The sequence below is a fragment of the Streptomyces sp. NPDC085866 genome, assembly GCF_044541035.1.
Taxonomy (GTDB): Bacteria; Actinomycetota; Actinomycetes; order Streptomycetales; family Streptomycetaceae; genus Streptomyces.
Genome location: NZ_JBITSQ010000021.1, coordinates 130,853 through 155,441 on the forward strand (window position 1 = coordinate 130,853; position 24,589 = coordinate 155,441).

General features: G+C 72.3%; 19 protein-coding genes. 13 read left to right on the forward strand and 6 right to left on the reverse strand.

Features of this window, described 5'->3' with window-relative positions; genetic code table 11:
- Positions 1-382: 382 nt before the first annotated feature.
- Positions 383-802 (reverse strand): hypothetical protein, encoded by a 420-nt coding sequence (locus ACIF83_RS39800; protein WP_393468272.1) that lies wholly within the window; start codon positions 800-802, stop codon positions 383-385.
- A 97-nt stretch (positions 803-899) separates the two neighbouring features.
- The gene (locus tag ACIF83_RS39805) at positions 900-2,111 is read right to left on the reverse strand and encodes a pyridoxal phosphate-dependent aminotransferase (RefSeq protein WP_398137104.1); all 1,212 of its coding nucleotides are present in this window, start codon (positions 2,109-2,111) and stop codon (positions 900-902) included.
- A 126-nt stretch (positions 2,112-2,237) separates the two neighbouring features.
- Between ACIF83_RS39805 and ACIF83_RS39810 the strand changes: the two genes are divergently transcribed.
- Positions 2,238-2,912, forward strand: coding sequence for a hypothetical protein (locus ACIF83_RS39810; protein WP_399734668.1), 675 nt, complete (start codon positions 2,238-2,240; stop codon positions 2,910-2,912).
- A 130-nt stretch (positions 2,913-3,042) separates the two neighbouring features.
- Positions 3,043-3,876, forward strand: a complete 834-nt coding sequence (locus ACIF83_RS39815; RefSeq protein WP_393468281.1) for a serine protease — start codon at positions 3,043-3,045, stop codon at positions 3,874-3,876.
- Between the two features lie 18 nt (positions 3,877-3,894).
- Here ACIF83_RS39815 and ACIF83_RS39820 read toward each other — a convergent pair whose 3' ends face one another.
- Complete coding sequence (locus tag ACIF83_RS39820; RefSeq protein ID WP_399734671.1) at positions 3,895-5,505, reverse strand: amidohydrolase family protein; 1,611 nt, start codon at positions 5,503-5,505, stop codon at positions 3,895-3,897.
- A gap of 17 nt (positions 5,506-5,522) precedes the next feature.
- Positions 5,523-6,800: an alanine racemase gene (locus tag ACIF83_RS39825; protein ID WP_399734674.1), complete on the reverse strand. Its 1,278-nt coding sequence runs from the start codon at positions 6,798-6,800 to the stop codon at positions 5,523-5,525.
- 124 nt (positions 6,801-6,924) lie between these two features.
- Here ACIF83_RS39825 and ACIF83_RS39830 point away from each other — a divergent pair, with 124 nt between their 5' ends.
- From ACIF83_RS39830 to ACIF83_RS39850, 5 genes are all read left to right on the forward strand, one after another.
- Positions 6,925-8,178 carry a sugar kinase gene (locus ACIF83_RS39830; protein ID WP_399734677.1) on the forward strand — a complete coding sequence of 418 codons (1,254 nt, stop codon included), beginning with the start codon at positions 6,925-6,927 and terminating at the stop codon, positions 8,176-8,178.
- Positions 8,175-8,939 (forward strand): IclR family transcriptional regulator, encoded by a 765-nt coding sequence (locus ACIF83_RS39835; RefSeq protein ID WP_393468292.1) that lies wholly within the window; start codon positions 8,175-8,177, stop codon positions 8,937-8,939. The genes ACIF83_RS39830 and ACIF83_RS39835 overlap by 4 nt, the downstream gene beginning before the upstream one ends.
- Positions 8,936-9,346 carry a RidA family protein gene (locus ACIF83_RS39840; protein WP_399734680.1) on the forward strand — a complete coding sequence of 137 codons (411 nt, stop codon included), beginning with the start codon at positions 8,936-8,938 and terminating at the stop codon, positions 9,344-9,346. Before ACIF83_RS39835 ends, ACIF83_RS39840 begins: the two co-directional genes overlap by 4 nt.
- Before the next feature lie 139 nt (positions 9,347-9,485).
- The gene (locus ACIF83_RS39845; RefSeq protein ID WP_399734683.1) at positions 9,486-10,973 is read left to right on the forward strand and encodes a GntP family permease; all 1,488 of its coding nucleotides are present in this window, start codon (positions 9,486-9,488) and stop codon (positions 10,971-10,973) included.
- 13 nt (positions 10,974-10,986) lie between these two features.
- The gene (locus tag ACIF83_RS39850) at positions 10,987-15,123 is read left to right on the forward strand and encodes a CHAT domain-containing protein (RefSeq protein WP_399734686.1); all 4,137 of its coding nucleotides are present in this window, start codon (positions 10,987-10,989) and stop codon (positions 15,121-15,123) included.
- Here ACIF83_RS39850 and ACIF83_RS39855 read toward each other — a convergent pair.
- Positions 15,104-16,915 carry a caspase domain-containing protein gene (locus tag ACIF83_RS39855; protein WP_399734689.1) on the reverse strand — a complete coding sequence of 604 codons (1,812 nt, stop codon included), beginning with the start codon at positions 16,913-16,915 and terminating at the stop codon, positions 15,104-15,106. The genes ACIF83_RS39850 and ACIF83_RS39855 overlap by 20 nt on opposite strands.
- A 131-nt stretch (positions 16,916-17,046) precedes the next feature.
- Here ACIF83_RS39855 and ACIF83_RS39860 point away from each other — a divergent pair, with 131 nt between their 5' ends.
- From ACIF83_RS39860 to ACIF83_RS39885, 6 genes are all read left to right on the forward strand, one after another.
- Positions 17,047-17,529 (forward strand): hypothetical protein, encoded by a 483-nt coding sequence (locus tag ACIF83_RS39860; RefSeq protein ID WP_393468307.1) that lies wholly within the window; start codon positions 17,047-17,049, stop codon positions 17,527-17,529.
- A 53-nt stretch (positions 17,530-17,582) separates the two neighbouring features.
- Positions 17,583-19,703 carry a hypothetical protein gene (locus ACIF83_RS39865; protein WP_399734692.1) on the forward strand — a complete coding sequence of 707 codons (2,121 nt, stop codon included), beginning with the start codon at positions 17,583-17,585 and terminating at the stop codon, positions 19,701-19,703.
- Positions 19,700-20,296: a hypothetical protein gene (locus ACIF83_RS39870; protein WP_399734695.1), complete on the forward strand. Its 597-nt coding sequence runs from the start codon at positions 19,700-19,702 to the stop codon at positions 20,294-20,296. The genes ACIF83_RS39865 and ACIF83_RS39870 overlap by 4 nt, the downstream gene beginning before the upstream one ends.
- Positions 20,293-20,844 (forward strand): hypothetical protein, encoded by a 552-nt coding sequence (locus ACIF83_RS39875; RefSeq protein ID WP_393468316.1) that lies wholly within the window; start codon positions 20,293-20,295, stop codon positions 20,842-20,844. The genes ACIF83_RS39870 and ACIF83_RS39875 overlap by 4 nt, the downstream gene beginning before the upstream one ends.
- Before the next feature lie 70 nt (positions 20,845-20,914).
- Positions 20,915-22,480: an AAA family ATPase gene (locus ACIF83_RS39880; RefSeq protein WP_399734698.1), complete on the forward strand. Its 1,566-nt coding sequence runs from the start codon at positions 20,915-20,917 to the stop codon at positions 22,478-22,480.
- A 68-nt stretch (positions 22,481-22,548) separates the two neighbouring features.
- Positions 22,549-23,058, forward strand: a complete 510-nt coding sequence (locus ACIF83_RS39885; protein WP_399734701.1) for a hypothetical protein — start codon at positions 22,549-22,551, stop codon at positions 23,056-23,058.
- On the opposite strand, the gene ACIF83_RS39890 is transcribed toward ACIF83_RS39885, so the two are convergent.
- On the reverse strand, positions 23,055-24,398 hold the full coding sequence (locus tag ACIF83_RS39890; protein WP_399734704.1) for a M14 family metallopeptidase: 1,344 nt from the start codon (positions 24,396-24,398) through the stop codon (positions 23,055-23,057). The genes ACIF83_RS39885 and ACIF83_RS39890 overlap by 4 nt on opposite strands.
- Positions 24,399-24,589 lie beyond the last annotated feature (191 nt).

Here is a 24,589-nt window from a genome sequence, read left to right on the forward strand (position 1 = left end):
TCATTTTTTCACATCTCGTAGAAATAGTGAGGGACCACGGATGTGGTTGACCTCGGGCAGTCGGCACCGAAAAGAACGTGGCGGTGCCGACAGTGCTGAAGTCCGAACCACCATTATTTCCACCGACGTTACGAGTCGTTCGTGTTGATGCAGCCGTTTGGCAGGCAATTGTGGTGTGCAGTCCACCCGAATGCAGGCATCAATGCCACGGGAGGGAAGGGGATGTGCCAAGAGCCGAGGCGCGGCATCCAGGGCCGGCGTCAACGGCTGCTTGCGGGTGACGAGTTGTTCCGCGTGTCACGCCACGGGTCATGGCGCCCGGTCCGCGCGTCGCTGCGGGTGCACGCGGACCGGGGCCGATCGGGGGACCCCTGAGGCGGGGTCAGTGGGCCGCGCTGAGTTCCTTCGGGTCGGCCAGGGCGGCGGCGTGGGCGTCCATCCGCTCGGCCGCGAGGATCGCCGCCGCCGTGTCCGCCCGGGAGGCGGCGACCACGAGGGCGCGGCCGGCGAGAGCGTGCGCGCGCTGGTGAAGGGCGGCGGGGTCACCGGCCGCGGCCGGTGTCGCGCGCAACGGCGTACGTCCTCCCCGCAGTCGGCCGACCTCGTCGGCGAGGCGTTCCGCAGCCGCGTCCAGATCGGTCGACGGGGTCAGGGAGCGCAGGTCGTCGGTGACGGCGAGCAGCGCGGAGAGGTGTCCGGCCAGCTGGATGTCCAGCTCTTCCTCGCGCGACCGGTGCGGAAAGTCGGAAGGGGTGCCGGCCATCGTGCTGTGGACCGACTTGGTGCGGATCGGTTCGTACATGGGATGGCCTCCTGTGCTCTGACAGGAAACCATCCTAGCTTGGATTTCGTCTAAAGTTGAGTCATGTCACGGACTGCGGTCCGCCGGTCTCCGTCTGCTACGGCTGGCTGTATCCGTCCAGGAAGTTCCCGATCCGGGTCACCGCGTCCCGGAGATCGCCGGCGGACGGCAGGGTCACCACACGGAAGTGATCGGGCTCGGGCCAGTTGAAGCCGGTGCCCTGGACGACCATGATCTTCTCCTGGCGCAGCAGGTCCAGCACCATCCGCCGGTCGTCCTTGATCTTGAAGACCTTGGGGTCGAGGCGTGGGAAGAGATACAGCGCGCCCTTGGGCCGTACGCAGGTCACGCCAGGGATCTGGGTGAGCAGCTCGTAGGCGACGTCCAGCTGTTCCTTCAGTCGGCCGCCCGGCAGCACCAGATCGTTGATCGACTGGCGTCCGCTGAGCGCGGCGACCACACCGTGCTGGCCCGGCATGTTGGCGCACAGCCGCATGTTGGCCAGGATCGTCAGGCCCTCGATGTAGGAGTCGGCGTGCGCGCGCGGGCCGGAGATCGACATCCAGCCGACGCGGTAGCCGGCCACCCGGTACGCCTTGGACATGCCGTTGAAGGTGAGGGTGAGCAGATCGGGGGCGATCTTGGCGGTCGGGGTGTGCGTGGCGCCGTCGTAGAGGATCTTGTCGTAGATCTCGTCGGAGCAGACCAGCAGGTTGTGACGGCGGGCGATGTCCGTCAGCCCCTTGAGCATCGCCTCGTCGTAGACAGCGCCCGTGGGGTTGTTCGGGTTGATGATGACGATCGCCTTGGTGCGATCGGTGACCTTGCGCTCGACATCGGCGAGGTCGGGCATCCAGTCCGACTGCTCGTCGCAGCGGTAGTGCACCGCCGTACCGCCGGACAGCGAGACGGCCGCCGTCCACAGGGGGTAGTCGGGGGCCGGTACGAGGACCTCGTCGCCGTCGTCCAGCAGGCCCTGCATCGCCATCACGATCAGCTCGGAGACGCCGTTGCCGATGTAGACGTGCTCGACGTCGGTCTCGATGCCGAGGGTCTGGTTGTGCATGACGACCGCCCGGCGGGCGGCCAGCAGGCCCTTGGCGTCGCCGTAGCCGTGCGCGGTGGAGACGTTGCGGAGGATGTCCTCGAGGATCTCCGGCGGGCACTCGAAGCCGAAGGCGGCCGGGTTGCCGGTGTTGAGCTTCAGGATGCGGTGACCTGCCGCCTCCAGGCGCATCGCCTCCTCGAGAACTGGGCCCCGGATCTCGTAACAGACGTTGGCGAGCTTGGTCGACTGGATCACCTGCATGTCCGTGAGCTTACGGCCCGGTAACGCCTCGCGGGTCGTGTTTTCCGACACGTGAGACACGGAGCTTTGTGCTGTTATCGCCGGTAGCTGTCTCAGGGGTCACACACGTCTCTACAATTCCCGCCCATGTCCACCGATCGTGAGCACGGGGCAGAGGCGTACGGCGCGCACGGAGCGGGTGGCGAGCCCGGGGGGCCGCCGAACGTGTACCACCCGCATGCCGCCCCGGCCCCGTCGTACGAGGAGTACGCCGATCCTGCCGTCGCCCACGGCTGGCAGAGCGCCTACGACGAGACCCGTGAGCTGCCCCCGGTGCCCGCGGCGGCCGAGCCCGCCGGGCCGCCCCCTGTCGTGGCGGGCGGCGGCCGGGCCGATCTCCGGCGCCGGAAGAAGCAGGGCGGCCGTCGTCGGGTGGCCGTCGCGGGGGTCCTCGGGGCGGCCGGTGTCGTCGCCGTGATCGTCGGTCTGACGGGTGGCTCGGGTTCTCCGGCCGGACAGCAGCCCGCGAAGGGCGACCGCGTCTCGTCCGACGACTCCGGTGCCGCGACGACGCGGAAGGGCAGCGACGCGCCGAGCGCCACGGCCACCGCCGGCACCCCCGGCGGGGCCTCGCCGGTGCCCGCGTCCGCCGCCCCCTCGGCTGCCCGGTCGGCGAGCACGGCCACCTCTCCGGGCGCGCAGACCTCTGCCGCCCCCAGGCCGACGGCGACGACCCCGTCGGCGAACGCGACGACGACCGCGCCCAGTGGTCGGGGGCATGGCCGGGGTGCCACCAAGAAGCCCAGATGGCCGCAGGGTTGACGATCCGTCAGTAAAACAGTTCGCATACAACTCCTTGCTCACCCCTGCCCCTCTCGTGAGAATGCTCATGACAAGACAGTGGGCGGCCGGAAGATCTCCGGTCGCTTATGTCTGCAGAGGGGACCCCCACATGAACAAGCCTCTCCTGGCCGCGCTGTCCGCCCTGGCGATCGCCGGGCTCGGCGCGACCCCCGCCGTCGCCGCGCCCCAGGCCAAGACGGCAAAGGCGGTGACCGTCACCTACGCCGGCACCGTCTCGCTCAGCAACTGCTCCGGTTCCGTCATCCGCTTCCCGAACTCCGCGGACAGCGACCCGGCGCTCGTGATGACCAACGGCCACTGCCTGGAGACCGGCTTCCCGGACCCGGGCGAGGTCATCACCGGCCAGTCCTCCAGCCGCTCCTTCGGCCTCCTGAGCTCCTCCGGCAGCCGGATCGCCACGCTCCGCGCCAACCAGGTCGTCTACTCGACCATGACGGACACGGACGTCACGATCTACCGGCTGACCACCACCTACGCGGCGATCAAGAGCTCGTACGGCATCAGCCCGCTCACCGTGCAGAACACGCACCCGACCACCGGCGCCGCCATCAAGGTCGTCTCCGGCTACTGGAAGCGGACCTACAGCTGCAACGTGGACGGGTTCGTGTACCGGCTGAAGGAGGGTGGCTGGACCTGGAAGGACTCGATGCGCTACACCTCCGCCTGCAACACCATCGGCGGCACCTCCGGCTCCCCGGTGATCGACACGGCCACCGGCAACGTCGTCGCCGTCAACAACACGGGCAACGAGGACGGCGAGAGCTGCACCGAGAACAACCCGTGCGAGGTCGACGAGAGCGGAAACGTGACCGTCCGCCAGGGCATCAACTACGCCGAGGAGACCTACCAGATCCCGGCCTGCTTCACGACCGGCAACAAGCTCGACCTGAGCGCCTCCGGCTGCACCCTGCCCAAGCCGTAGTCCCTCGGGGCCGGGCGGTCACACCGGTGTGCGGCGCACCGCCCGGCCCGCCAGTACGTCCGTTCGCCGGCCGTCCTCGATGACGAACCTGCCGTCGACCAGGACGTACGGGATCCCGGTCGGGAGCATGCGGGGCTCGGCGAAGGTGGCGCCGGACGACACCGTCCGCGGGTCGAAGAGCACCAGGTCGGCCCGGTACCCCTCGCGCACCAGCCCGCGGTCCGGCAGTCGCAGCCGGGCCGCGGGCCGCGCCGTGAGGTGCGCGACGCACTCCTCCAGCGTCAGCACGCCCAATTCCCGTACGTAGTGGCCGAGATAGCGGGGGAAGGTGCCGTATGCCCGCGGGTGCGGCTTGGCTCCGCGCAGGATGCCGTCCGAGCCGCCGGTGTGGGCGCGGTGCCGCATGATCGTGCGGACGTTCTCCTCGTGGCCGACGTGCTGCAGGACCGTCGTACCGAGCCGGTCGTGCACCAGCAGACGGCGCGCAGTCGTCCAGGGACTCTCGCCGCGCAGGTCCGCCGACTCCCGGACCGTACGGCCGACGTGGTCCGCCAGGGCCGGTGCGGTCACGCCGGAGATCTCGATCGTCTCCCACTCCACGGGCACGCCGTGGCAGCCGTCCGCGCCGGTCACCTCCAGGTCGTGCCGGATCCGCGCGGCCGTCGCCGGGTCGGCGAGCCGGGCCAGGACCCGCTCCGGGCCGCCCTCGCCCGCCCAGCTCGGCAGCAGTGCGGCCAGGGTGGTGGAGCCGGGGGTGTAGGGATAGGTGTCCAGCGTGATGTCCGCGCCGGAGTCGAGCGCCTCGTCGAGCAGGTCCAGCAGTTCGGGTGCCCGGCCCTTGTTCACGCCGAAGTTCATCGTCGCGTGGGCCAGATGCAGTGGGCAGCCCGCCTCCCGGGTCAGCGCCACCATCTCGGCGTAGGCCTCCAGGGCGCCGGCGCCGTAGGAGCGGTGGTGCGGGCAGTAGTAGCCGCCGTACTCCGCCACCACCCGGCACAGCTCGGTCAGTTCGGCGTCCGCGGCATACATCCCCGGCGTGTACGTGAGCCCCGAGGACAGGCCGACCGCGCCCTGCTCCAGCCCCTCCGCGACCAGTTGCCGCATCCGGTCCAGCTCCGCGGGCGTGGCCGGGCGGTCCTCCCAGCCGACGGCGAGCGCGCGGACCGTGCCCTGGGGGACGAGATAGGCGGCGTTGACGGCGATGCCCCGGTCCAGCCGGTCGAGATACTCGCCGACCGTCCGCCAGTCCATGTCGAGGTCGTCGCCGTACCCGTTCCAGCCGGTGATCGCCCGCCGGACCTCCTCCAGCGTGCGGTCGTCCACGGGCGCGTACGAGAGACCGTCCTGGCCGACGACTTCGAGTGTGACCCCCTGCGCGGCCTTCGCACTGTGGTCGGGGTCGCGCAGCAGGGCCAGGTCGGAGTGGGCGTGCATGTCGATGAAGCCGGGGGACAGGACGAGCCCCTCCGCGTCCAGCTCGCGCCGGGCCCGGGGCCGCTGACAGCCCGCCGCCGCGGCCTCCTTGACGATCGAGACGATCCGGCCGCCGTAGACCACGACATCGGCGCGGTAGGAGTCCGCACCGCTGCCGTCGACGACGTCCGCGTCACGGATGACGAGGTCCTCCACGGCACTCCCCCGGATCCCTAGAAGAACGTACGGACGAAGTCGACGACCGTCCCGTCCGCCTCGGCCACCGGGATCAGCTGCCACTTGTCGAACGACGTGCAGGGGTGGGACAGGCCGAAGCCGATCCAGTCGCCGACCTCGACGTCCGCCGCAGGTCCGGTGCCCAGCCAGAGGTGCTGGTCGGACAGGGCGGTCACCTCGATGCCGGTCGCCGGGTGCTCGGTGCCGTCCCGGCGCACCACGTGGGCCACCGGGTGGTCGAGGTCGTAGGCGGCGTCGCGCTTGCCCGCGTTGACGAAGGCCTGCTCGGGGGAGGGGCGGGAGACGACCTGCGCCCACAGTCGGAACGCGGGCTCCAGCGCACCCTCCTCGGGCACCCGGTTGAACGGGGTGAGCCTGCTGTAGTGCACGTCGTCGTGCGAGACGTACGCGCCCGAGCGCAGCAACTTCAGCACGGGGAGGGAGAGTTCGGGGATGCCGGCGAAGACGTCGGCGACCGCGTCGAACCACTCGCTGCCGCCCGCGCTCACCACGATCTGCTCGGCCCCGGCGAACCGCCCGGCCTTGTCGAACTCCGCCGCGAGCTCGACCATCCGGCCCAGCCAGGCCCGCACCGGCTCGGGAGCGGCGCCGGGCACCTGGGCCTCGTAGCCCGCCACGCCCACCAGGCGCAGCGTCTCCACACCCGCCACCGCGTCCGCGACCGCCCGCGCGTCCGCCTCCGTGCGCACACCGGTACGGGCACCCTCGCCCGCGCCCAGCTCCACCACGACGTCCACCGGGCGGGCCGTGCCGCGCAGGGCCGCGTCCATCAGCTCGACCCCGCGCACGGAGTCGACGTAGCAGACGAAACGGAAGTCGGGGTCGGCCGCCAGGTCGGCGGCGATCCGGCGCAGGGCCGCCGCGTCGACCAGCTCGTTGGCCAGGAAGATCCGCTCGATCCCGAACGCCCGGGCCACCCACACCTGGTGCGGCACCGCGAGGGTGATGCCCCACGCCCCGTGCTCGATCTGGCGCCGGAAGAGCTGGGGCGCCATGGACGTCTTGCCGTGCGGGGCGAAGGCGAGGCCGTGCCGGGTGGCGTACGTCTCCATGAGCTGCAGGTTGTGCTCCAGGCGCTCGGCGGAGAGCGCGAGCACGGGGGTGGTGAAGCCGTCGGTGAAGAGGTTGCGGCGCTGAGCGGCCAGCTCGGCGACGGTCAGGCCCTCGGCGTCCGGCGGGAGGCCCTTGAAGCGGTGGTCGACCCGTTCCTCGGCGAGGCGGGCGAGTGCTTCGGTGCCGGCTTCCTGAGCCATGAGGCCTCCCCAATCTGGTGCGTTGCACTCCCTGCAACGTTCATTGCGTATGTCGCTCACTGCTGTCTAACATCTCGGCCACGCGGGGTCAACGGACTCCCACCATCGAGGAGCTACGACGATCGTGACCGCCACCGGAGCCCGCAACGCCCCCGACATTGTGGACGTCGTGGCGCTCGGCGAGTCCATGGTCGCCTTCCTCCCCACCCGCCCGGGCCGCCTCGCCGACGTCCCCTCCTTCGAGCGCGGGATCGGCGGAGCCGAGTCCAACGTGGCCTGCGTGCTGGCGGCCTCCGGCCACTCCACGCGGTGGGTGAGCCGGGTGGGGGCGGACGGGTTCGGCGAGCACCTGGTCGAGACGATCGGGGCGTACGGCGTCGACGTCGCCCACGTCCGCCGGGACGCGGGACGCCCGACCGGACTGTACTTCCGCACGGCGGGGGACCGGGCGACGGACGAGCATGAGGTGGCTTATTACCGGGCGGGCTCTGCGGCTTCCGCGATGGCCGTGGACAACGTGGACGTGGAGGCGGTGCGGGCGGGGCGGGTGCTGCACCTGTCGGGGATCACGGCGGCACTGTCGGAAGGGTGCCTGGAACTTGTACGGCACCTCCTGAAGCCGTCTGCCGGGGGCCCGCTCATCTCCTTCGACGTCAATCACCGGCCTGGACTGTGGCGGGACGCCGACGGAGCACGGGTACTGCTGCAGCTGGCCCGGTGCGCCGACATCGTGTTCGTGGGGGAGGACGAGGCGGAGCAGGCCTGGGGCGTCACCGGCGGCCCGGCCGCGATCCGGCAGCTGCTGCCCGAACCACGGATGCTGGTGGTGAAGCAGGGTGCGCGCGGGGCCACGGTGTTCGGACGCGAGAGCGACGGGGGCCCGCAACCGTGTCCGCTCCCCGCGGGCGGTCGTGCCGCTGGGGCGATGGGGAGGGCGGACGCGGACGGCACCCCGTCGGCGCCGGGCCGCGCGACCCGCCCCCGGCCCGCACCGGCACCGCCCGCCTTCGAACCGGCCCTCGCCGTGGACGTCGTGGCGACGGTCGGTGCAGGAGACGCCTTCGCCGCCGGATTCCTCTCCGGCACCCTCCGTGGCCTTCCGGTGCGCGACCGCCTCCGGCACGGTCACCTCATGGCGGCAGCCGCCCTCACCGCCCCCGGCGACCTGGCTCCCCCTCCCACCCGCCACCCGACCACCGCCCCTCAAGGAGCCTCCCCCGGAGCTGAACGCCTGGGGGGACCCCCATCGCGGCGCCCCTCCTGGATGAGCCACGCCGACCGCCTCGTCGCCCTGGACGACGACGCATGGGGGAGACTTCGACTCGGCCCCGGCTGGACGCAAGCCGACGAGGCCCCGGAGGAGGCGAACACCCCATGAGTCAGACCGTCGACCGTGCCCTGAGCATCCTGCCGCTGCTCGCCGAGGGCCCCGCCGACCTCGGCCAGGTCGCCGACCGGCTCGGCGTCCACAAGTCCACGGCGCTGCGCCTCCTGCGCACCCTGCACGAGCACGGCCTGGTCTACCGCCAGTCCGACCAGCGCTACCGCCTCGGCGCCCGCCTCTTCGCCCTCGCCCAGGAGGCGATGGAGAACCTCGACATCCGCGAGATCGCCCACCCCCACCTCGTCCGCCTCAACGAGCAGTGCGGCCACACCGTCCACCTCGCCGTGTACGAGGAGAACGAGGTGCTGTACATCGACAAGGTCGAGAGCCGCTACCCGGTCCGCATGTACTCGCGGATCGGCAAGCCCGTCGCCATCACGGTCGCCGCCGTCGCCAAGCTGCTCCTCGCCGACCTGCCCGAACCCGAGCGCCGCGCCCTCGCGGACAAGCTCGACTATCCCCTGTACACGGCCCGTTCCACCGCCAACGCCGCCGCGTTCCTGCGGGAGTTGGAGCAGGTGCGCGAACAGGGCTGGGCCACCGACCTCGGGGGCCACGAGGAGTCCATCAACTGCGTCGCGGCCCCCGTCCGCGGCGCCGACGGCCGGGTGGTCGCCGCGATGTCGGTGTCCGCGCCGAACGTCGTCGTCACCGCCGAGGAACTCCTCACCCTGCTGCCGCAGGTGCGCCGTACCGCGGACGCGATCAGCGGCGAGTACTCCGGAAGAACGCCAGTGAAGGGCACCCCCGAATGACCGAGAAGATCGCGCTCACCCCGAAGACCCACACCACCCCGCCCGCGAAGTTCTCCCACGGCGTGAAGAAGGGCAACATCCTCCAGGTCGCCGGCCAGGTCGGCTTCCTGCCCGCCGAGGAGGGCAAGCCCCCGACACCGGCCGGTCCCACCCTGCGCGAGCAGACCCTGCAGACCCTCGCCAACGTCAAGGCGATCCTCGAAGAGGGCGGCGCGAGCTGGGACGACGCGATGATGATCCGCGTCTACCTCACCGACGTGGACCACTTCGCCGAGATGAACGAGATCTACAACGCGTACTTCGAGGAGCAGGGCCTCACTCAGCCGCCCGCCGCCCGGACCACGGTCTACGTCGGTCTGCCCGCCGGCCTCCTCGTCGAGATCGACGCCCTCGCCGTCCTGAGCTGACGGCACATCACCTCCCGCACGTCCTGCACGGCACGGCGCCCGCCTCGGGTGCCGTGCCGCGATCCCCCCTGCCCGGCTGCGCTCTTCGGGGGGACACCTCAGACCCCCTGAACGATGCATCTACGAAGAGGACCCCCGAATGTCCTTTCCGCTCGCCGCAACCGCCCCCGCCCCCGCCCCCGCAACCCCACCCCACACCGGAGGCCTGCTCCTCCTCGTCGACGGCACCGCCGGACTGCTCACCGTCGCCGCCATCGGCATAGCCCTGCTGCTCTTCCTGATCATCAAGGTCCGGCTGCAGCCCTTCGTCGCCCTGCTCGCCGTCTCCATAGCCGTCGGTCTCCTCGCCGGCCTCTCCGTCACCGAACTGTTCGGCACCGTCCAGCGCTCCGACGCCGTCTCCACCATCGAGTCCGGGATGGGCGGCATCCTCGGCCATGTCGCGATCATCATCGGGCTGGGCACCATGCTCGGCGCGATCCTCGAAGTCAGCGGCGGGGCCGAGGTGCTGGCCTCGCGGCTGCTCGACCTGTTCGGGGAGCGGCGCGCGCCCCTCGCCATGGGCCTGACCGGCCTGATCTTCGGTATCCCGGTCTTCTTCGACGTCGGCATCTTCGTCCTCGCGCCGATCGTCTACGCGGCCGCCAAGCGGTCCGGCAAGTCGATCCTGCTCTACTGCCTGCCCCTCCTCGCGGGCCTGTCCATGACCCACGCCTTCCTGCCGCCGCACCCGGGGCCGGTCGCCGCCGCCGGACTGCTGCACGTCCAGCTCGGCTGGGTCGTCCTCATGGGCATCGTCTGCGGCATCCCCGCGGTCCTGGCCGCCTGGGTGTTCTCCGCCTGGATCGGAAAGCGGATCTTCGTCGCCGTACCGCAGGACATGGTCGAAGCGGCCGCGGAGGCCGGACTCGCCGTGATCCACGAGCAGCGGGAGGCCGGGGTCGAGCCGCAGGAGAAGCCGGTGCCGCTCGGCACGGTCCTCGCCATCATCGGTACGCCGCTCGTCCTCATCCTCGCCGCCACCTTCTCCTCGATCGCGCTCGACCCCTCCGCCTTCCGCTCGGTGATCGAGTTCTTCGGCAGCCCCTTCGTCGCCCTCACCCTCGCCCTGCTGCTCGCCTACTACCTGCTCGGCATCCGGCGCGGCTGGTCCCGCAAGTCCCTCGAGTCGGTGTCGACCTCGTCCCTCAAGCCGGTCGGCAACATCCTGCTGGTGGTCGGCGCGGGCGGTGTCTTCGGTGCCGTGCTGAAGGCCAGCGGGGTCGCCCAGGCCCTGTCCGACACCTTCCACGGCGTGGGCCTGCCGGTGATCATGCTGTCGTACCTGATCTCGCTGGTGCTGCGGGTCGCCCAGGGCTCGGCCACGGTGGCGATCGTGACCACGGCCGGCATCGTCGCCCCGCTCCTCGCCGGGGGCCACCACTCCCAGGCCTTCGTCGCCCTCGTCATCATGGCCATCTCCGCCGGCTCCATCTTCGCCTCGCACGTCAACGACGGAGGCTTCTGGATGGTGGCCAAGTACTTCGGCATCACCGAGCGGGACACGCTGCGCACCTGGACGGTGCTGGAGTCGGTGCTGTCGGTGGCTGGCTTCGCGGTGGCGGCGGCGGTGAGCGTGTTCGTGTAGGCAGTATGGGTACGTGACCCTCTCCTCCTCCCGGCCGGCCGGTCCTGTCGGTGACATCACCGCCGAACGCGACGCCGTACTCGACGAGTTGGCCCGGTACTCCGCCGGTGACCCGGAGACCGCCGAGCTGTGCGGGTACGCCGGAGAGCTGAGCCACCGGCTGTACCTGCTGCGGGAGGACGACGGCCGGCACGAGGAACTCGCGCTGGCCGTCGAGGCGTTCGAGCACGCCTTCCGCACCCCCGGCGCCGAGCCGCTCTGGTCGGCCTGGCGGGTCAGGTTCGGGCATCTGCGGGGTGTGCAGTACGAGGACCGGGGCGAGCGGCACCTGCTGGAGGACGCCTTCGAGCTGCTGGCGGCCGGTGTGGAGGGGCTGCCCGCCGGGGACCTCGACTTCGCCTGGGAGCGCGTGTGGGGTCGGCATGTGCTCGCCGTGTGCGCCAAGCTGCGCTGCCTGGCCGACCCCGACTCCGCCGCGTTGCTGGAGGAGGCCCTGCGCAGGCACGACGACGCCCTTCAGGACGCGGAGCCCGGAAGCGAGGAAGAGGCCGACCTGAGGGCAGGTGCCGGATACCTGTTCATGCGGCGGGCCCTGCTGCACGGCGACCTCGACGCCGCCGACGCCTCGGCCCGCCACTACCGCGCCCTCCTCGACACCGCCCCGCCCGCCGACGTCCCGCACCTGCGCTACAGCCTGGGCCTGGCCGCGCTGGTGCGCGGCCGGGTGCGGATCGACCGGGAGGAACTGGAGAGCGCCCGGGACGCCTTCGACACCGCGCTCACCGAGGCCCGGCGGGCGGGCGGACCGGCACCCGACTGGGCGTTCGAGGCCGAGGTCAACGCCCTCCTCGTACGGACCCTGATCTGGTCCACCTGGAAGGACGTCGGCCAGAGCCTGGCCGCCGAGGTCGAGCTGCGCCGCCTGCTGGAGCGGCCCGGCGCCGAGGAACAGCTGCTGCCGCAGTACCTGGACATGTTCGGGCGCCTGCTGTACGAGCGGGCCGCCGCCCGTGACGACGTCGAGGGCAGGGACCGCGGTATCTCGCTGGTCCGCCGGGCCGTCGACACCTGGCGGCCGGAACGGGACGGCGACATCGGCGCCACCGCACTCTTCCTCGCCCTCTTCCAGCAGTCCCGTCACCACGACGACCCCCGACCGGACCGTGCCCGGGACGTGCTGCGGGCCGCCGGTCTCGTCCTGGACTCCGGGACCGACAACCACGACATGCTCCAGTCCGCCCGGATGCTCGACGGCTGGGCCCGTTTCGCCCTCGTCGACCACGGGGTGCTGCCCGAGACCGACGGATGCCCGGAGGGACTCGACGTCGAACAGATGAAGCAGACGTGGGACAGCCTCCTCGACGACATCCGCGAGGGCCGGACCTTCGTCGACTTCGGGGAGGAGGAGTTCCTGCGGGGCATGGAACGGGACGTCGTCGGAGCCCGCCGTCGTATCCAGGGCTTCGAGCAGGCCCTCGCCCGGCTGCGCTCCCTCGAACCGGGCAGCCCCGGCCGGGCCCAGCTCGCCTCGCTGATGCTGGGCAACCTCACCCTCGTCGACCCCGACGGCACCTACGTCACCGCCGAACACCGGCGCGAGCTGACCCGGGCCGTCCTGGAACGGGCCGAACGGGACCCGGCCTGGCAGGGACCGGCGAACGCCGTCGCCGGCGTCGCCCGGCTGCACCAGGAGATGAGCAGCGGCTCCGGCGCCGGGTTCGACGAGGTGCTCGCCCACTTCGACCGGGCGGAGGCCGACGGCGGCCTCGGTGAAGAGGCCGACCACGGCCTTGCCCTCGCCCGGTTCGTGGCCCAGACCCAGCGCGGCCAGACCGGCGGCGCCGGCGACGACATGGAAGCCGGCGCCGCGACCTGGAGGCGGCTGCGCTCCGACCCCGCCCTGCCCGCGCACCTGCGCCGCCTGATGGACCTCCAGCAGGCGGGCTACGACGCGCACGCCGCCGTCCGGCGCGGCGACCTGGCCGCCGCCGACGGCCATATCGCCGCGCTCACCGAGGGGCACGCCGCGCTCGGCGACGAGGACCCCTCCCGCATCGAGATCCTCACCCTCCTGGAGAACGCCCGCTCCGGGCGCGACAACCTCGCCCAGCACCTCGGCGTACCCCCGCTGCCGCCGCTCGCGGCCCGCCCGAACGCCACCGAACTGCGCCGCCAGGCACGCCGGTTGCCCCGCGACCACCGGGCCTGGGTGCTCGGCGACTGCGGCATGACCCGGTTCATGCACGCCGTCACGCAGCAGGACGGGCCGGGCATCGCTGCTGCCATCGGCCTGCTCCGGGAGGCCCACGAGCTGAGCGATCCCGGCAGCGACAGCCGCCTGCGCTACGCGAACGCCCTGGGCATCGCCCACTGCGCCCTGTCCGAGCTGGAGATCGACCGGGTGCGCCGCCGCGAGCGCCTCGCCAAGGGCATCGCCCTGCTGGAGGGCGCCTTCGCGGAGGCCGGCGGCCCCGAGCACCGGCTCTACGCCGACATCGGCCTCGCCCTCGCCCAGGCCCGCCGCTCCCGCGACGACCTGCACCGCCGCGACCGGGCCGGCGCCCGCGCCCTCGGCCTGAAGTCCCTGCGCGGGTATGCCTGGGCCGCCCTGCTGCAGTCCGGCACCGACCACGCGACGGTCGCCGCCGCGCAGGCCACCAGGGCGGCGCTGCAGGTGGCCGGCTGGTGCCTGAAGGACGACCGCCCGGAGGAGGCCCTCCAGGCCCTGGACGCCTGCCGGGGCCTGGTCCTGCACGCGACCCTCACCTCGGCGACCGTACCCGACCTCCTCACCGCCACCGGACACACCGACCTGACGGCCGAGTGGCGGACCGCCGGAGCCGGCGCGACCGAACAGCCCGCCGACCCCCTCGCCGCCGCCCGGACCCAGCTCACCGTGCCCAGCACCCTGCGCCGCCGCGTCCTGGCCGCCCTCACCGGCACCCACCAGGCACAACTCCTCGACCCACCCACCCCCGACGAGATCGCCGAGGCCCTGCGCAGCCTCACCAAGGACGCCCTGGTCTACCTGGTACCGAGCACGGAGGACACCCCGGGCACCGCCCTGGTCGTCACGTCGAAGGGCGCGGTGCACGCCGTACCCCTGCCGACCCTGACGGAGGACGCGGCACCACTGAAGGAGTACGGGCCGGGGGAAGGGCTGACCCGTGACGGAACCCCTCGTGACCTGGGCCCCGTCCCCGGCCGGCGCCCCTCGGCCCCCTCCACCCTCCGCGCCCGGCTCGACCGGCTGTGCGGGTGGGCCTGGTACGTGGCGATGCGGCCGCTGCTGGAGGCCTTCGAGATGCCGGCCGGGCGGTTGCCCCGGCTGGTGCTGGTGCCGATGGGCAGGCTCGGGCTCGTGCCCTGGCACGCGGCCTGGGAGCCGGGCGGGCCGCGCGGGCGGCAGTACGCGCTGCAGGCCGCCGAGATCTCCTACGCCGCCTCGGCCCGCCTGCTGTGCCAGGTGGCCGCCCGCCCCGCCGCCGAGCACACCGGTGCCGCGCTGATCGTCGGCAACCCCACCGGCGACCTGCGCCACGCGGGCGAGGAGGCCGACGCCGTGCAGCGCGCCTTCTACCCCGAGGCCCGGTTCCTGGGCCGCCGCACGACCGGTCCCACCGACGGCCCCGGCACCCCCGGCGAGGTGCTGCGGTGGCTGCGCGAGTCGCCGCAGGACGGGGGAGTGCTGCATCTCGCCTGCCACGCGTCCGTCGCCGAGAACGCCCGCCGCAGCGCCCATCTCTCCTTGCACGCAGGCCAGTTGGCGGCGGAGGAGATCGCCGGCGCGGGCGGTGACCGGCTCGGTCTCGTGCTGCTGGCCGCCTGCCGCAGCCATGTCTCGGGCCGCGGCCACAACGAGGCCTACAGCCTCGCCACCGCCTTCCTCGCCGCCGGCGCCCGCTCGGTCGTCGGCTCGCTGTGGCCGGTCCCGGACGAGGCGACCTCGGTGCTGATGTTCCTCACCCACCACTTCCTGCGCACCCACGGCGAACCCCCGGCCCGCGCCCTGCGCCGCGCCCAGCTGTGGATGCTCAACCCCGACCGTGAACTACCGCCCGAGTTCCCGGAGTTCCTCGCCGAACGGGCCCGCGGGCTCGACCCGCGCGATCTGAGCGCCTGGGCCGGCTTCACACATCTCGGCCGCTGACCGGCTCCGGCACCAGCGTGCGCAGCGGCACGGTCACCGCCGTCCAGCGGCCCGCCGCACCCAGTACGGGACCGAGGATCCGGCCGCCGGTGGCGGTCTCCCACGGGGGCAGCTGGAACGGCACCACGTTCAACTCCCGGTCGGACACCACCAGTTTGAGCCAGTCCCGGGCCTCCGCCCCCGGCACCGCGGCCCGGGACGCGGGCAGCGACAGCTGCACCGGATCGCCGTCCAGCGCGTGGCCCGTACGGCCGGGACCGATGAAGTGCCCCGGATACAGCACCGAGGAGGAGGCGTAGCCTTCGGTCAGGTCGAGCAGGACGCACCACAGGGTGCGGTCGGGGGAGCGGTTGTGCAGCCGGATCGACACCCACGGCGGGCGCGGCCCGGAGGGGCCCGGGGCGTACGGGCAGACGATCTCCCCGGACCCGTCCGGCCGCAGCGGCTCGTCCGAGCCCCATGGGACGATCTCCAGCTCCACCAGCCCGTCCAGCAGCGAGGGCCGCGGGGCGAGGTCGCGCAGCTGGTGCCAGCGGGCGAGGTGGGCCAGGCAGTCCGCGACCCGCTCGGCGTCCGCGGGACCCTCGAACGGCAGGGGCGCCGCGAACTCGGTACCGTCGCGCCGCAGGACGTACGCCCGCCCGTCCCGTACCCGCACCTGGAAGTGCAGCCCGTGCGCCCCCTCGGGGCCGTCCACCAGCCGCACCAGCGGGCCGAGTTCGCGGGCCAGCCACCGGCTGTCCTCCGGTGATCCGTCCACCGCCGCACTGGCCGGCGGCAGCGCGACCTCCGACAGCGCGACCGGATACACCCGCTCCGGCTCCGGGTCCCAGTCCACCGGCGCGACCAGCGTCCGCGCGGCCGACACCGTCACCGCGCGCACGACCCCCCGGCCGGGCCCCTCCTCCAGCGCCGCGAAGGTGGTGCCCTGCGCCTCGGCGCCGCCCTCCCGGAGCCCGTGCACCGCGCCGCAGTCCACCTCCCAGCCGTCGGCGCCGTACCGCAGCAGGTGCGGGCTCGCCGTACGGGGCGCGCCGCCCAGCAGCGGGCGGTCCGCCGCACCGCCCGGCAGGTCGGGGAAGAGCACCGGATGCTGGGTGCTGCCCGCCCGCTGCACCCGCGCCGCGGCCGCCGCCAGCAGCTCCCGGCACGTGGCGCCGGGACCGGCCGCGCGCACCGCGCCGACCAGCGCAAGGGTGAACGCCCCGTGCCGGCGCCCCTCGAACCAGCCCTCGTACGAAGGCTCGTCCAGCCGGCTCGCCGCCAGCAGCACATGCCGGGGAGACCCGCCGTACGCGCGGGTGCCGAAGTCCCACTCCGGCCGGGGCGGCGCGTACCGCGCGGTGAGTTCCGCCTCCCGCGTCGCGCCCCCCGAGTGACAGCAGTCCAGCACCACCGTGACCTGGGCACCGCCCGCCGCGACCCGGTCCAGCAGCGCGCCCAGCCGCTTGTCGAGCAGCGGACCGTCCACGCACACCAGCGCCTGGTTCAGGCCCGTCGCCTCGATCAACAGGTCGTCGCCGATGGCGGCCTCCTGCGTGCCGTGCCCGGAGAACCACAGCAGCGCGGTGTCCCCAGGACCGGCCGAGCCCAGGTGCCGCAGCACCGCGTCCGTCACGGCGGCCACGGTCGCGTCGGCGTCCAACAGGACGGTGACGTCCACCTGTTCACCGGCCTGCTCGGTCAGCAGCCGACGCGCCTCGGCGATGTCGTTCGCACAGCCGCCGAGCGCACTCGCCACGGACGCCGGATAGTCGTCGATGCCCACCAGGAGCGCCTTGATCCTCCCCATGCGAAGAGAGTTTGCCAGTGCCGTTCACGGGTCAATCAGGCATACCGAGATGCGCTCTTGACGTGACGTCACTAACCTTCGCCTTCCGTGCATCGCACAACCGCTCACCACCCATGACTCTCGGGGGACACATGGGGTACACCGAACGGCCGCGCCGTATCGTGCGGCCGGCACAGCAGGGTCCGGGTATCCAGCCGGGCCTGGTCGCCCAGCCTGGCTCCGCGCCCGCGAACCCGGCGCCCGGCGTCGCACGCCGCGCGCTGTGCACACCGCGCTCCCGCAAACTGCTCGACGCCGTGGGCCGGCTCGACGCGGGCCTGGACGAGCAGGCCTGCCGGTCGCTGGCCGAGTGGGTCCGCGCGCAGTACACGACGGCATACGGCTCGGTGCCGCTCGGCTTCGTCGCCCGCTGCCACCTGGGCCCGCCGTACGTCGACCACCAGCTCAACCTCTTCCAGGTCATCGTGCGGCACTTCGCCCCGGCCGAGCCGATGCCCGAGCCGTTCTCGGCGGCCCGGATGCTCGCCCGCTCCGGCGGCTATGCCTACGTCGAGGTCTACGACGACGGCCTGATCCTGCCGGTCCTGGACGACGGCACCGTCGTCCGCCCCTGAGTCCCGATCCCTACCCAGCCCGCTCACCCCGCAGCACTCGAACGGAGTTCCGCATGTCCGAGGTCGACTACACACTGCGCCGCCAGGTGCAGGAGGTCAGCAACCTCGTCATCAGACTCAGCGAACAGGTCGGCTCCGTGTCCGGCCAGGTCTCCACGGTCGAGGCCAACCAGCAGCAGACCCGCACCGAACTCCAGCAGCTGCGCGACGAGTTCCTCGCCTTCGTCCAGCAGGCGCAGGCCACCGCGAACGTGCAGCGCGCCGAGACCCGCATCGGGGTCATCGAGGACAAGATCGACCACGAGTTCGGCCACCACAAGACGGTCCGCCGCACCGCGGTCGGCATGCTCCAGGCCTTCGACATCGGCCTGGTGTCGGAGGACAACGTCCGGATGGTCGGCGACCAGCTGATGCTCCAGACCCCCCGTTACTGGCTCGCTCCCGCCCTGGTCGCCCTCGCCTCCTGGTCCGCCGACGACCGCACCCTGTGCGAGCGCGCGGTCGACGAGGCCTTCCGTCGCTCGCCCGACCGCACCTCCCTCTTCTTCGCGCTCGTCCTGCGTCGCCAGGGCCGCTCCGAGGGCGCGGTGCGCTGGCTGCGGCACTATCTCCTCGCCCAGGACCCGGCCGCGCTCGGCCGCGAGTTCGCGGTCATCCTGGAGGCCATCGCCCAGGGCGCGTTCGGACCGGTCGGCCGCGAGCTGCTGGACCGCACCCTCGCCGAGTGGCGCTCCCAGCTGATGGACAGCGCCGACGCGCAGGCCAGACAGGTCCGGTGCTGGCGCGACGAGCTGGAGTCCCTGCGCGGTCCGTCCCAGGCGGCCGAGTTCCCGCGCCTGGCCGCCGTCTCCCCGCAGTGGGTCACCCTCGACGGCGTGCTCTCGTCCGCGCGCGGCCAGCAGCCCGTGCTGGACAAGTACCGGGCCGTCATGGACCGAGAGTTCCAGCCGTCCGAGCGCATCGAGGACGCCGTCGACGACATCCTCGACCGGCTTGTCTCCGAGTACGACAACGAGGAGCTGCCGCTGCGCCGCGACCTCGCCTTCAACCAGGCGGTGGTCGACCACGACGGCGACCTCGCCGGAGCCCGCAAGACCGCCGACGCGGACGCGGCCTCGTACGAGGAGACTCTCGACTACCTCACCGTGCAGACCACGGCCGCGCTCAACCCGCAGGCCATCGGCACCTCGCCGGCCACCCAGCGGCTCTCCGTCGCGGCCTGCCACGAGTGGTTCCAGCAGGCGCACGCCGCGCACACCCGCGACTACCGCGCCGCCGTGCCGCAGGACGTCCAGGCCCAGTTCGCCACGTCGCACTCCGTGGGCTCACAGCTCTTCCAGCTGCCCACCTGGGTAGGTTCGTTCACCCAGCCCCTGGCCGCCCTGGAGAAGTCCCTCGGCGACCACTGGGACCGTTACACGGGTCCGTTCGTGGAGGCGCTCGCCTTCCCGTGGCTGAAGAAGGTGGCTCCGCTGGCCGGCGTCGTCGCGGCCATCCTGCTCTTCCTCGCCGGCAGCTGGCCCGCCTTCGCGATCGGAACGGCAGCCATCGTCGCCCTCGTCTGGGGCCTCATCCTCCGCAACCAGGCCCAGACCGCGGCCCGCGCCCAGGCCGCGGCCCGCGAACTCCTGGACCGCGCCAAGACGGAGTCCCTGCATCAGCTCCGCGGAGCCTCCGCCGAACTCACCGACTGGTACGAGAAGTTCACGGCGGCCGACCAGGCCGAGGCAAAGGTCCGCGAACTGATCGCCACGCTGCCGACGGCGGGCGGGGGTGCTTCGCCGTTCGAGGGGCGGACGGTACGCAAGGAGTCCGTGCCCGCGGAGTCGGCCCAGGAGGACGCTGTGCCTGCGGCGCGCTGGGAGGCGGCATCCGATTCGTCGGCCCGCGGGGAGGCCGTGTCCGAGTCCGGGCCGGGCCGGGAGGCCGTGTCCGAGTCCCGGTCCGGGAAGGAGTCCGTGCCTGCGGGGTCGGTTCAGGGGGACGCCGTGCCTGCGGCGCGCTCGGGAGCCGTGTCCGGGGCGTCGGTCCGGGAGGGCGCCGCGGCGCCGGGCTCGTCGGCCCGCGCGGAGAGCTCCTCCGCGCCCGAGCCGTCGTTCCGCAAGGAGGCCGAGCCGGAGGGCAAGGCCGGTCAGGAGATCTCGTCCGAGTCCCGGGAGGACAGCGCCCGATGAGTACGCCACCGCCGCCCGCCCACCAGCCCGGCCCGGCGCCGCGCGGCACGCAGGACGAGTCGCCGTGGGCGAACGTCGCGCGTCCCGCGTCGCACGAGGCGGGGGCCGTGCCGCCAGGGCAGACCTCGGCACCCCAGTCGGCGTACGCAGCCCAGGGCTCCTGGGCTGCGACCGGTCAGCCCGGGGCCACGGTGCCCGCGCAGGGGGCCACACCGGCGGCGCTCTGGGCTGCCACCCCGCAGCCCGCCCCAGGCGCAGGCGGCCCCGCCCCTCACACCGGGCAGCCCACCAGCAGCGGTCCCGCCCCTCACAGCGGGCAGCCCACCGGCAGCGGTCCCGCCCCCCACAGCGGGCAGCCCATCGGCAGCGGCCCCGCCCAGCAGCCCGCAGGCAGCGGCCAGCAGTCCGCCGCCTCCCCCTGGGCCGCCTCCGCCGACTCTGCCCGTGCTCAGTCCTCCCCCTGGGCCGCGCAGCGACGTCCGCAGCAGGAGCGGGTCACCAGCAGGCTTCGGCGGGTCGTGGAGGGGCTGCCGGACTGGGAGCCGCTGCCACCGGGGGAGACCGTCGTACGCCGGCCGGGCAGCACCGTATGAGCGGCCTGTGGGGCGACGGCGGCCCGTACCAGGCCTGGGTCGGCTTCCTGCGGCGCTGGGCCGCCCTGGAGCCCGCCGACCCCGCCGTGCTGCCCGCGCTCGCCGAGGAGCAGTACGACAGCGACACCTGGGCCCGGCTGACCGAACACCTCACCAGCGCCCTGAACACGCGCCTGGTCGCCTGGGCCGAGCACCTCGTCCGCGCCCTGAACGGGGCACGGGACGACTTCAGTTGGGGCCGCGAGCTCGCCCAGGCCCGCACCGGCCTGCACGCCGTCCGCGGGCTGGCCGCCCACCCGGGGCTCCCGGAGTCCCTGCGCACCCGGCTCACCGAGCTGGTCGACAACCAGATCACCGAGGTGCAGGCCCAGCTGGAGCGGAATCTGGACGCCGAGATCCGGCGCGGCACCGACCCCCGCCTGGTCGAGCGTCGCCGCCGCGCCCTGCGGGACAACGCGCTGACCGCGACCCTCACGGCGCGGCCGGCCCAGGACGCCTGGGCGTACGACCCCGCGGCCCCGCCCAGGCGCCGCATCGTCCCCGGCTGAGGCGGACGGCGGCGGGCCACGGCCTGCCGCGCACGTCCCGCCGTCCCCGAACACCTCCGAGAAGGCCCGAATGTCGAACTACGCCGAGAGCCTCAGCCATCTCGACAGCTACATCTCCGCCCGCGTGCCGGTCATCGCGATGCGCACGATCGAACAGCAGCGCGCCCTGCGCCTGTTGCGGGAGGCGGCCACCCAGTCCCGGCGCAGCAGCATGCCGTTCTGGATCTACACCCGGGCCACCGGACTGCGCGACCTGCGCACCAACGCGCCGGTGCAGGACGATCGTTCGCTGGCGGGTGCGATGGACTTCGCGGCCGCCCAGTTCGGCAGCCGCGCCAACGCCACCGTCGTCTTCGTCGACCCCGACGAACTCGAGTCGGACACCCCGGTCACCCGCCACTTCGCGGAGCTGGCCCGCCTGGCCGACAGCAACATGGGCAGCATCGTCCTGATCACGGACACCCCCATCTGGAGCGGCCTGCAGCGCCTCGGCATGAGCCTGCGCCTGGACCTGCCCGACTCCGAGGAGATGTACGGCATCCTCAGCGGCTTCCTCGGCGACCACCACGGCCACATCCCCATCGACTGGAGCGAGGAGGACGCCCGCCGCGCGGCCGAGTTCCTGAACGGCGTCACCGAGGCCGAGTGCGTCAACCTCATGGCGACCATCGCCGCCAAGGGAGCCATCCGCCGCGAGGACGTCCTCGGCCTGGCCCAGGCCAAGGACCGCATCTTCAGCGACCTCACCGGTCTGGAACGGGTCCACCTCAAGCAGAGCGACTACGCCATCGGCGGCCTGACCGGCCTGCGCACCTGGCTGGAACGCAAGCACGACATGATCTCCCGCGACCTGCGCCACACCGCCCTGCGCCCGCCGCGGGGCGTCCTGCTGGTCGGCGTACCCGGCTGCGGCAAGTCGCTGTCCGCCAAGGCCATCGCCCACGACTGGCAGCTCCCGCTCTACCGCCTCGACATGGCCAGCATCCACGGCAAGTACCTCGGCGAGTCCGAGGGCCGCTTCCGCGAGGCCCTCGCGATGGCCGACAGGGTGGCCCCCTGTGTGCTCTGGATCGACGAGATCGAGAAGGGCCTGGCCGGGCGGGACGACATGTCCGGCGTCCCGCAGCGCATCATCGGCCAGTTCCTGTACTGGCTCCAGGAGTCCCAGTCCCGCGCGTTCGTCGTGGCCACCGCCAACGACATCCGCAGCCTGCCCCCGGAGCTGCTGCGCAAGGGCCGCTTCGACGAACTCTTCTTCGTGGACCTGCCCGACGCCCAGGACCGCAAGGAGATCATCCGCATCTATCACCACCGCTACCTCCAGGCCGACCCCGACCCCGAGCAGCTCGACCGCCTGGTCGACCTCTCCGAGGGCTTCGCCGGCTCCGACATAGAGGCCGCCGTGCACGACGTGGGCGAGGAGGCCCTGCGTCGCGGTGGCATCGCCCAGCTGAAGGACTCGTACGTCATGGACACCTTCGCCCAGGTACGCCCGCTCAGCGTCAGCAACCCCGAACAGATCGAGGAGATCCGCGCCTGGGGCCGCGAGCGCGCGGTACCGGCGGGCCGGGCGGCGGTGACGCCGGTACCGGGCGACGGGGGCCGTACCCGAAGGATCGTCTTCATGGACGAGTGACCAGGTTCAATCCGTGAGTCGGGTGGTCCGACTGGTTCCGGCACAGGAATGTCGTCCATACTGCCGCCGTGGAGCAGCGCATAGGATCGAGCAGCAAGCCCGTCGAGGGCGCCGGATTCGACCCGGCCTTCATCCCCGGGCTCACCGCACCGGCGGCGAAGTCGGAGCAGGAGCAGGAGCCGCAGGCGGCGGCACCGGAGCCTGCCGAGGAGCCGGAGCCGGAGCCGGAGCAGGAGCCGAAGGCCAAGGCGGCCGAGGCACCGGCGGAGCCGGAGGAAGAGGAGGAGGCGCCCGCGGACGGGCCCGTCTTCGAGGCCTCCGACCGCCGCGCCAAGTTCGCCGCCGACCACCGCGGTGTCCGGCTCAGCCTGGACGAGGAGAACTGCGAGTTCCGCTGGGAGGAGATCGCCGCGGTCGAGACGGAGTCCCCCCGCTTCGGCAAGCGTTTCACCATCACGGTGCACACCCCTGACCGCCGTTGGTACCCGATCGAGATCGAGGCGACGGCCAGGGCGCGCTTCAAGGAGTGGGAGGGCCGGCTGGACGCGGTCCTCGACGCCTACTTCGAAGAGGCCTAGCTGCAGTACTGGGCGGCCTTCCCGATCGCCCGGTACATGCAGTCCGCGTTCTCCAGCAGCTGCAACACCGCGTCCTTGTTCCGGGACGTCTCCCGCTCGATGACCTCGTCGGGCGGGTAGAACCCACCCCCGGAACTGGACGTCGGATACATCTCGAAGGTGTAGTCGAAGATCTTGTGGACGCCCCACAGGTAGTCGTCGATCGACCCGTCGGTGATGTACAGATCGCTCGACTGCTCCGGCGTGTACCCGTTGCTCGCGGCCATCTTCTGCCCCACGGCCTTGAACGCGGCGGCGTCATCGGCGGTCATCCCCGTCGCCGTGTCCGAGTAGGTGTACCCGAACGGCCACAGCACCAGCTCGCTGTAGGTGTGGAAGTCGATGCCGGCCTTGATCTGCTGCTTGCCGCCGACGACCCGGCTGCGCACGAAGTCGGAGACGACCTTCACCTCGGGCGCGGACTCGGCGGCCGAACCGCGGTAGGTCTCGGACGACTTCGAGCCCGACGACCCGCCGCAGCAGCCCCACTTGTAGTCCCAGTTCCGGTTGAGGTCGGTGCCGACGTACGACGACCCCGAGTTGGGCTGCCGGTTCTTCCGCCACGACCGGTACGACCCGGTGGCGATGTCGTACTCGCCGCCGTCGGGATTCAGATCGGGGACGATCCAGATCTCCCGGCTGTTGATCAGGTTCGTGATCCGCGAGTCGTTCCCGTACCCGGCGCCGAACTCGCGCAGCAGGTACAGAGCCATCTCCACGGTCAGATGCTCACGAGCATGCTGGTGGAAGGTGAACAGCACCTCCGGCTCGTCCTCATCGGTCCCGACGTTGTCGCTCACCTTGATGGCGACGATGTCCCGCCCCTGGTACGACTTCCCGATCACCCGCTTGCTCATGATGTTCGGGTAGGCGGCGAGCCGCTGGTCGATCTCTGCGTTCATCTCGGCGTAGTTGTGGTATTTCGAGTCGGCGCTGGGGAAGTCGTAGAGCCGGGCGCCTGACCGCTGGGGTGCCGCCCCCAGCGGACTGACGTCGTACCCGAGCTTGCGCAGCTTGCTGATCTGCTCGGCCCGCCCGGACACGACGACGGTCTCCTCGTCGGCCTCGTCGACGGTGACGCCGGCCTGCTGAATGGCCGTACGCGTCACGGGATCGGTGCTCTGATGGATCTCGTACTGCCGGATGTCGTCACCGGACGGCGCGGCCTTCCGGGCGCCGTCGGCGGCGGCGTGCGTGGCGGTGGCGGACACGGGGGCGGCGAGAGCGAGGGCCAGCAGTGCGCCGAGTGCGGCGGTACGCCTGCCGCCGCGCGCGCCGGAGCCGCGGATGCGAAGTCGCATGAACTCTCCTTGGTTCTCCAGGGATTCCGGGGTCGCCGGAAGTGGGGAGTGGAGCTGGGGGGTGCGTCAGTGCGACGTGCCTATTGCTGTGAGGCCGCTGTGCGGGGGTTGGCGCTCATGGTGAAGTGTTGGCATGATCAGGTCAAGAGGCTTCCGAGGCGGCTCCGGCCGGATTTCGCCTTCGCCGGAGA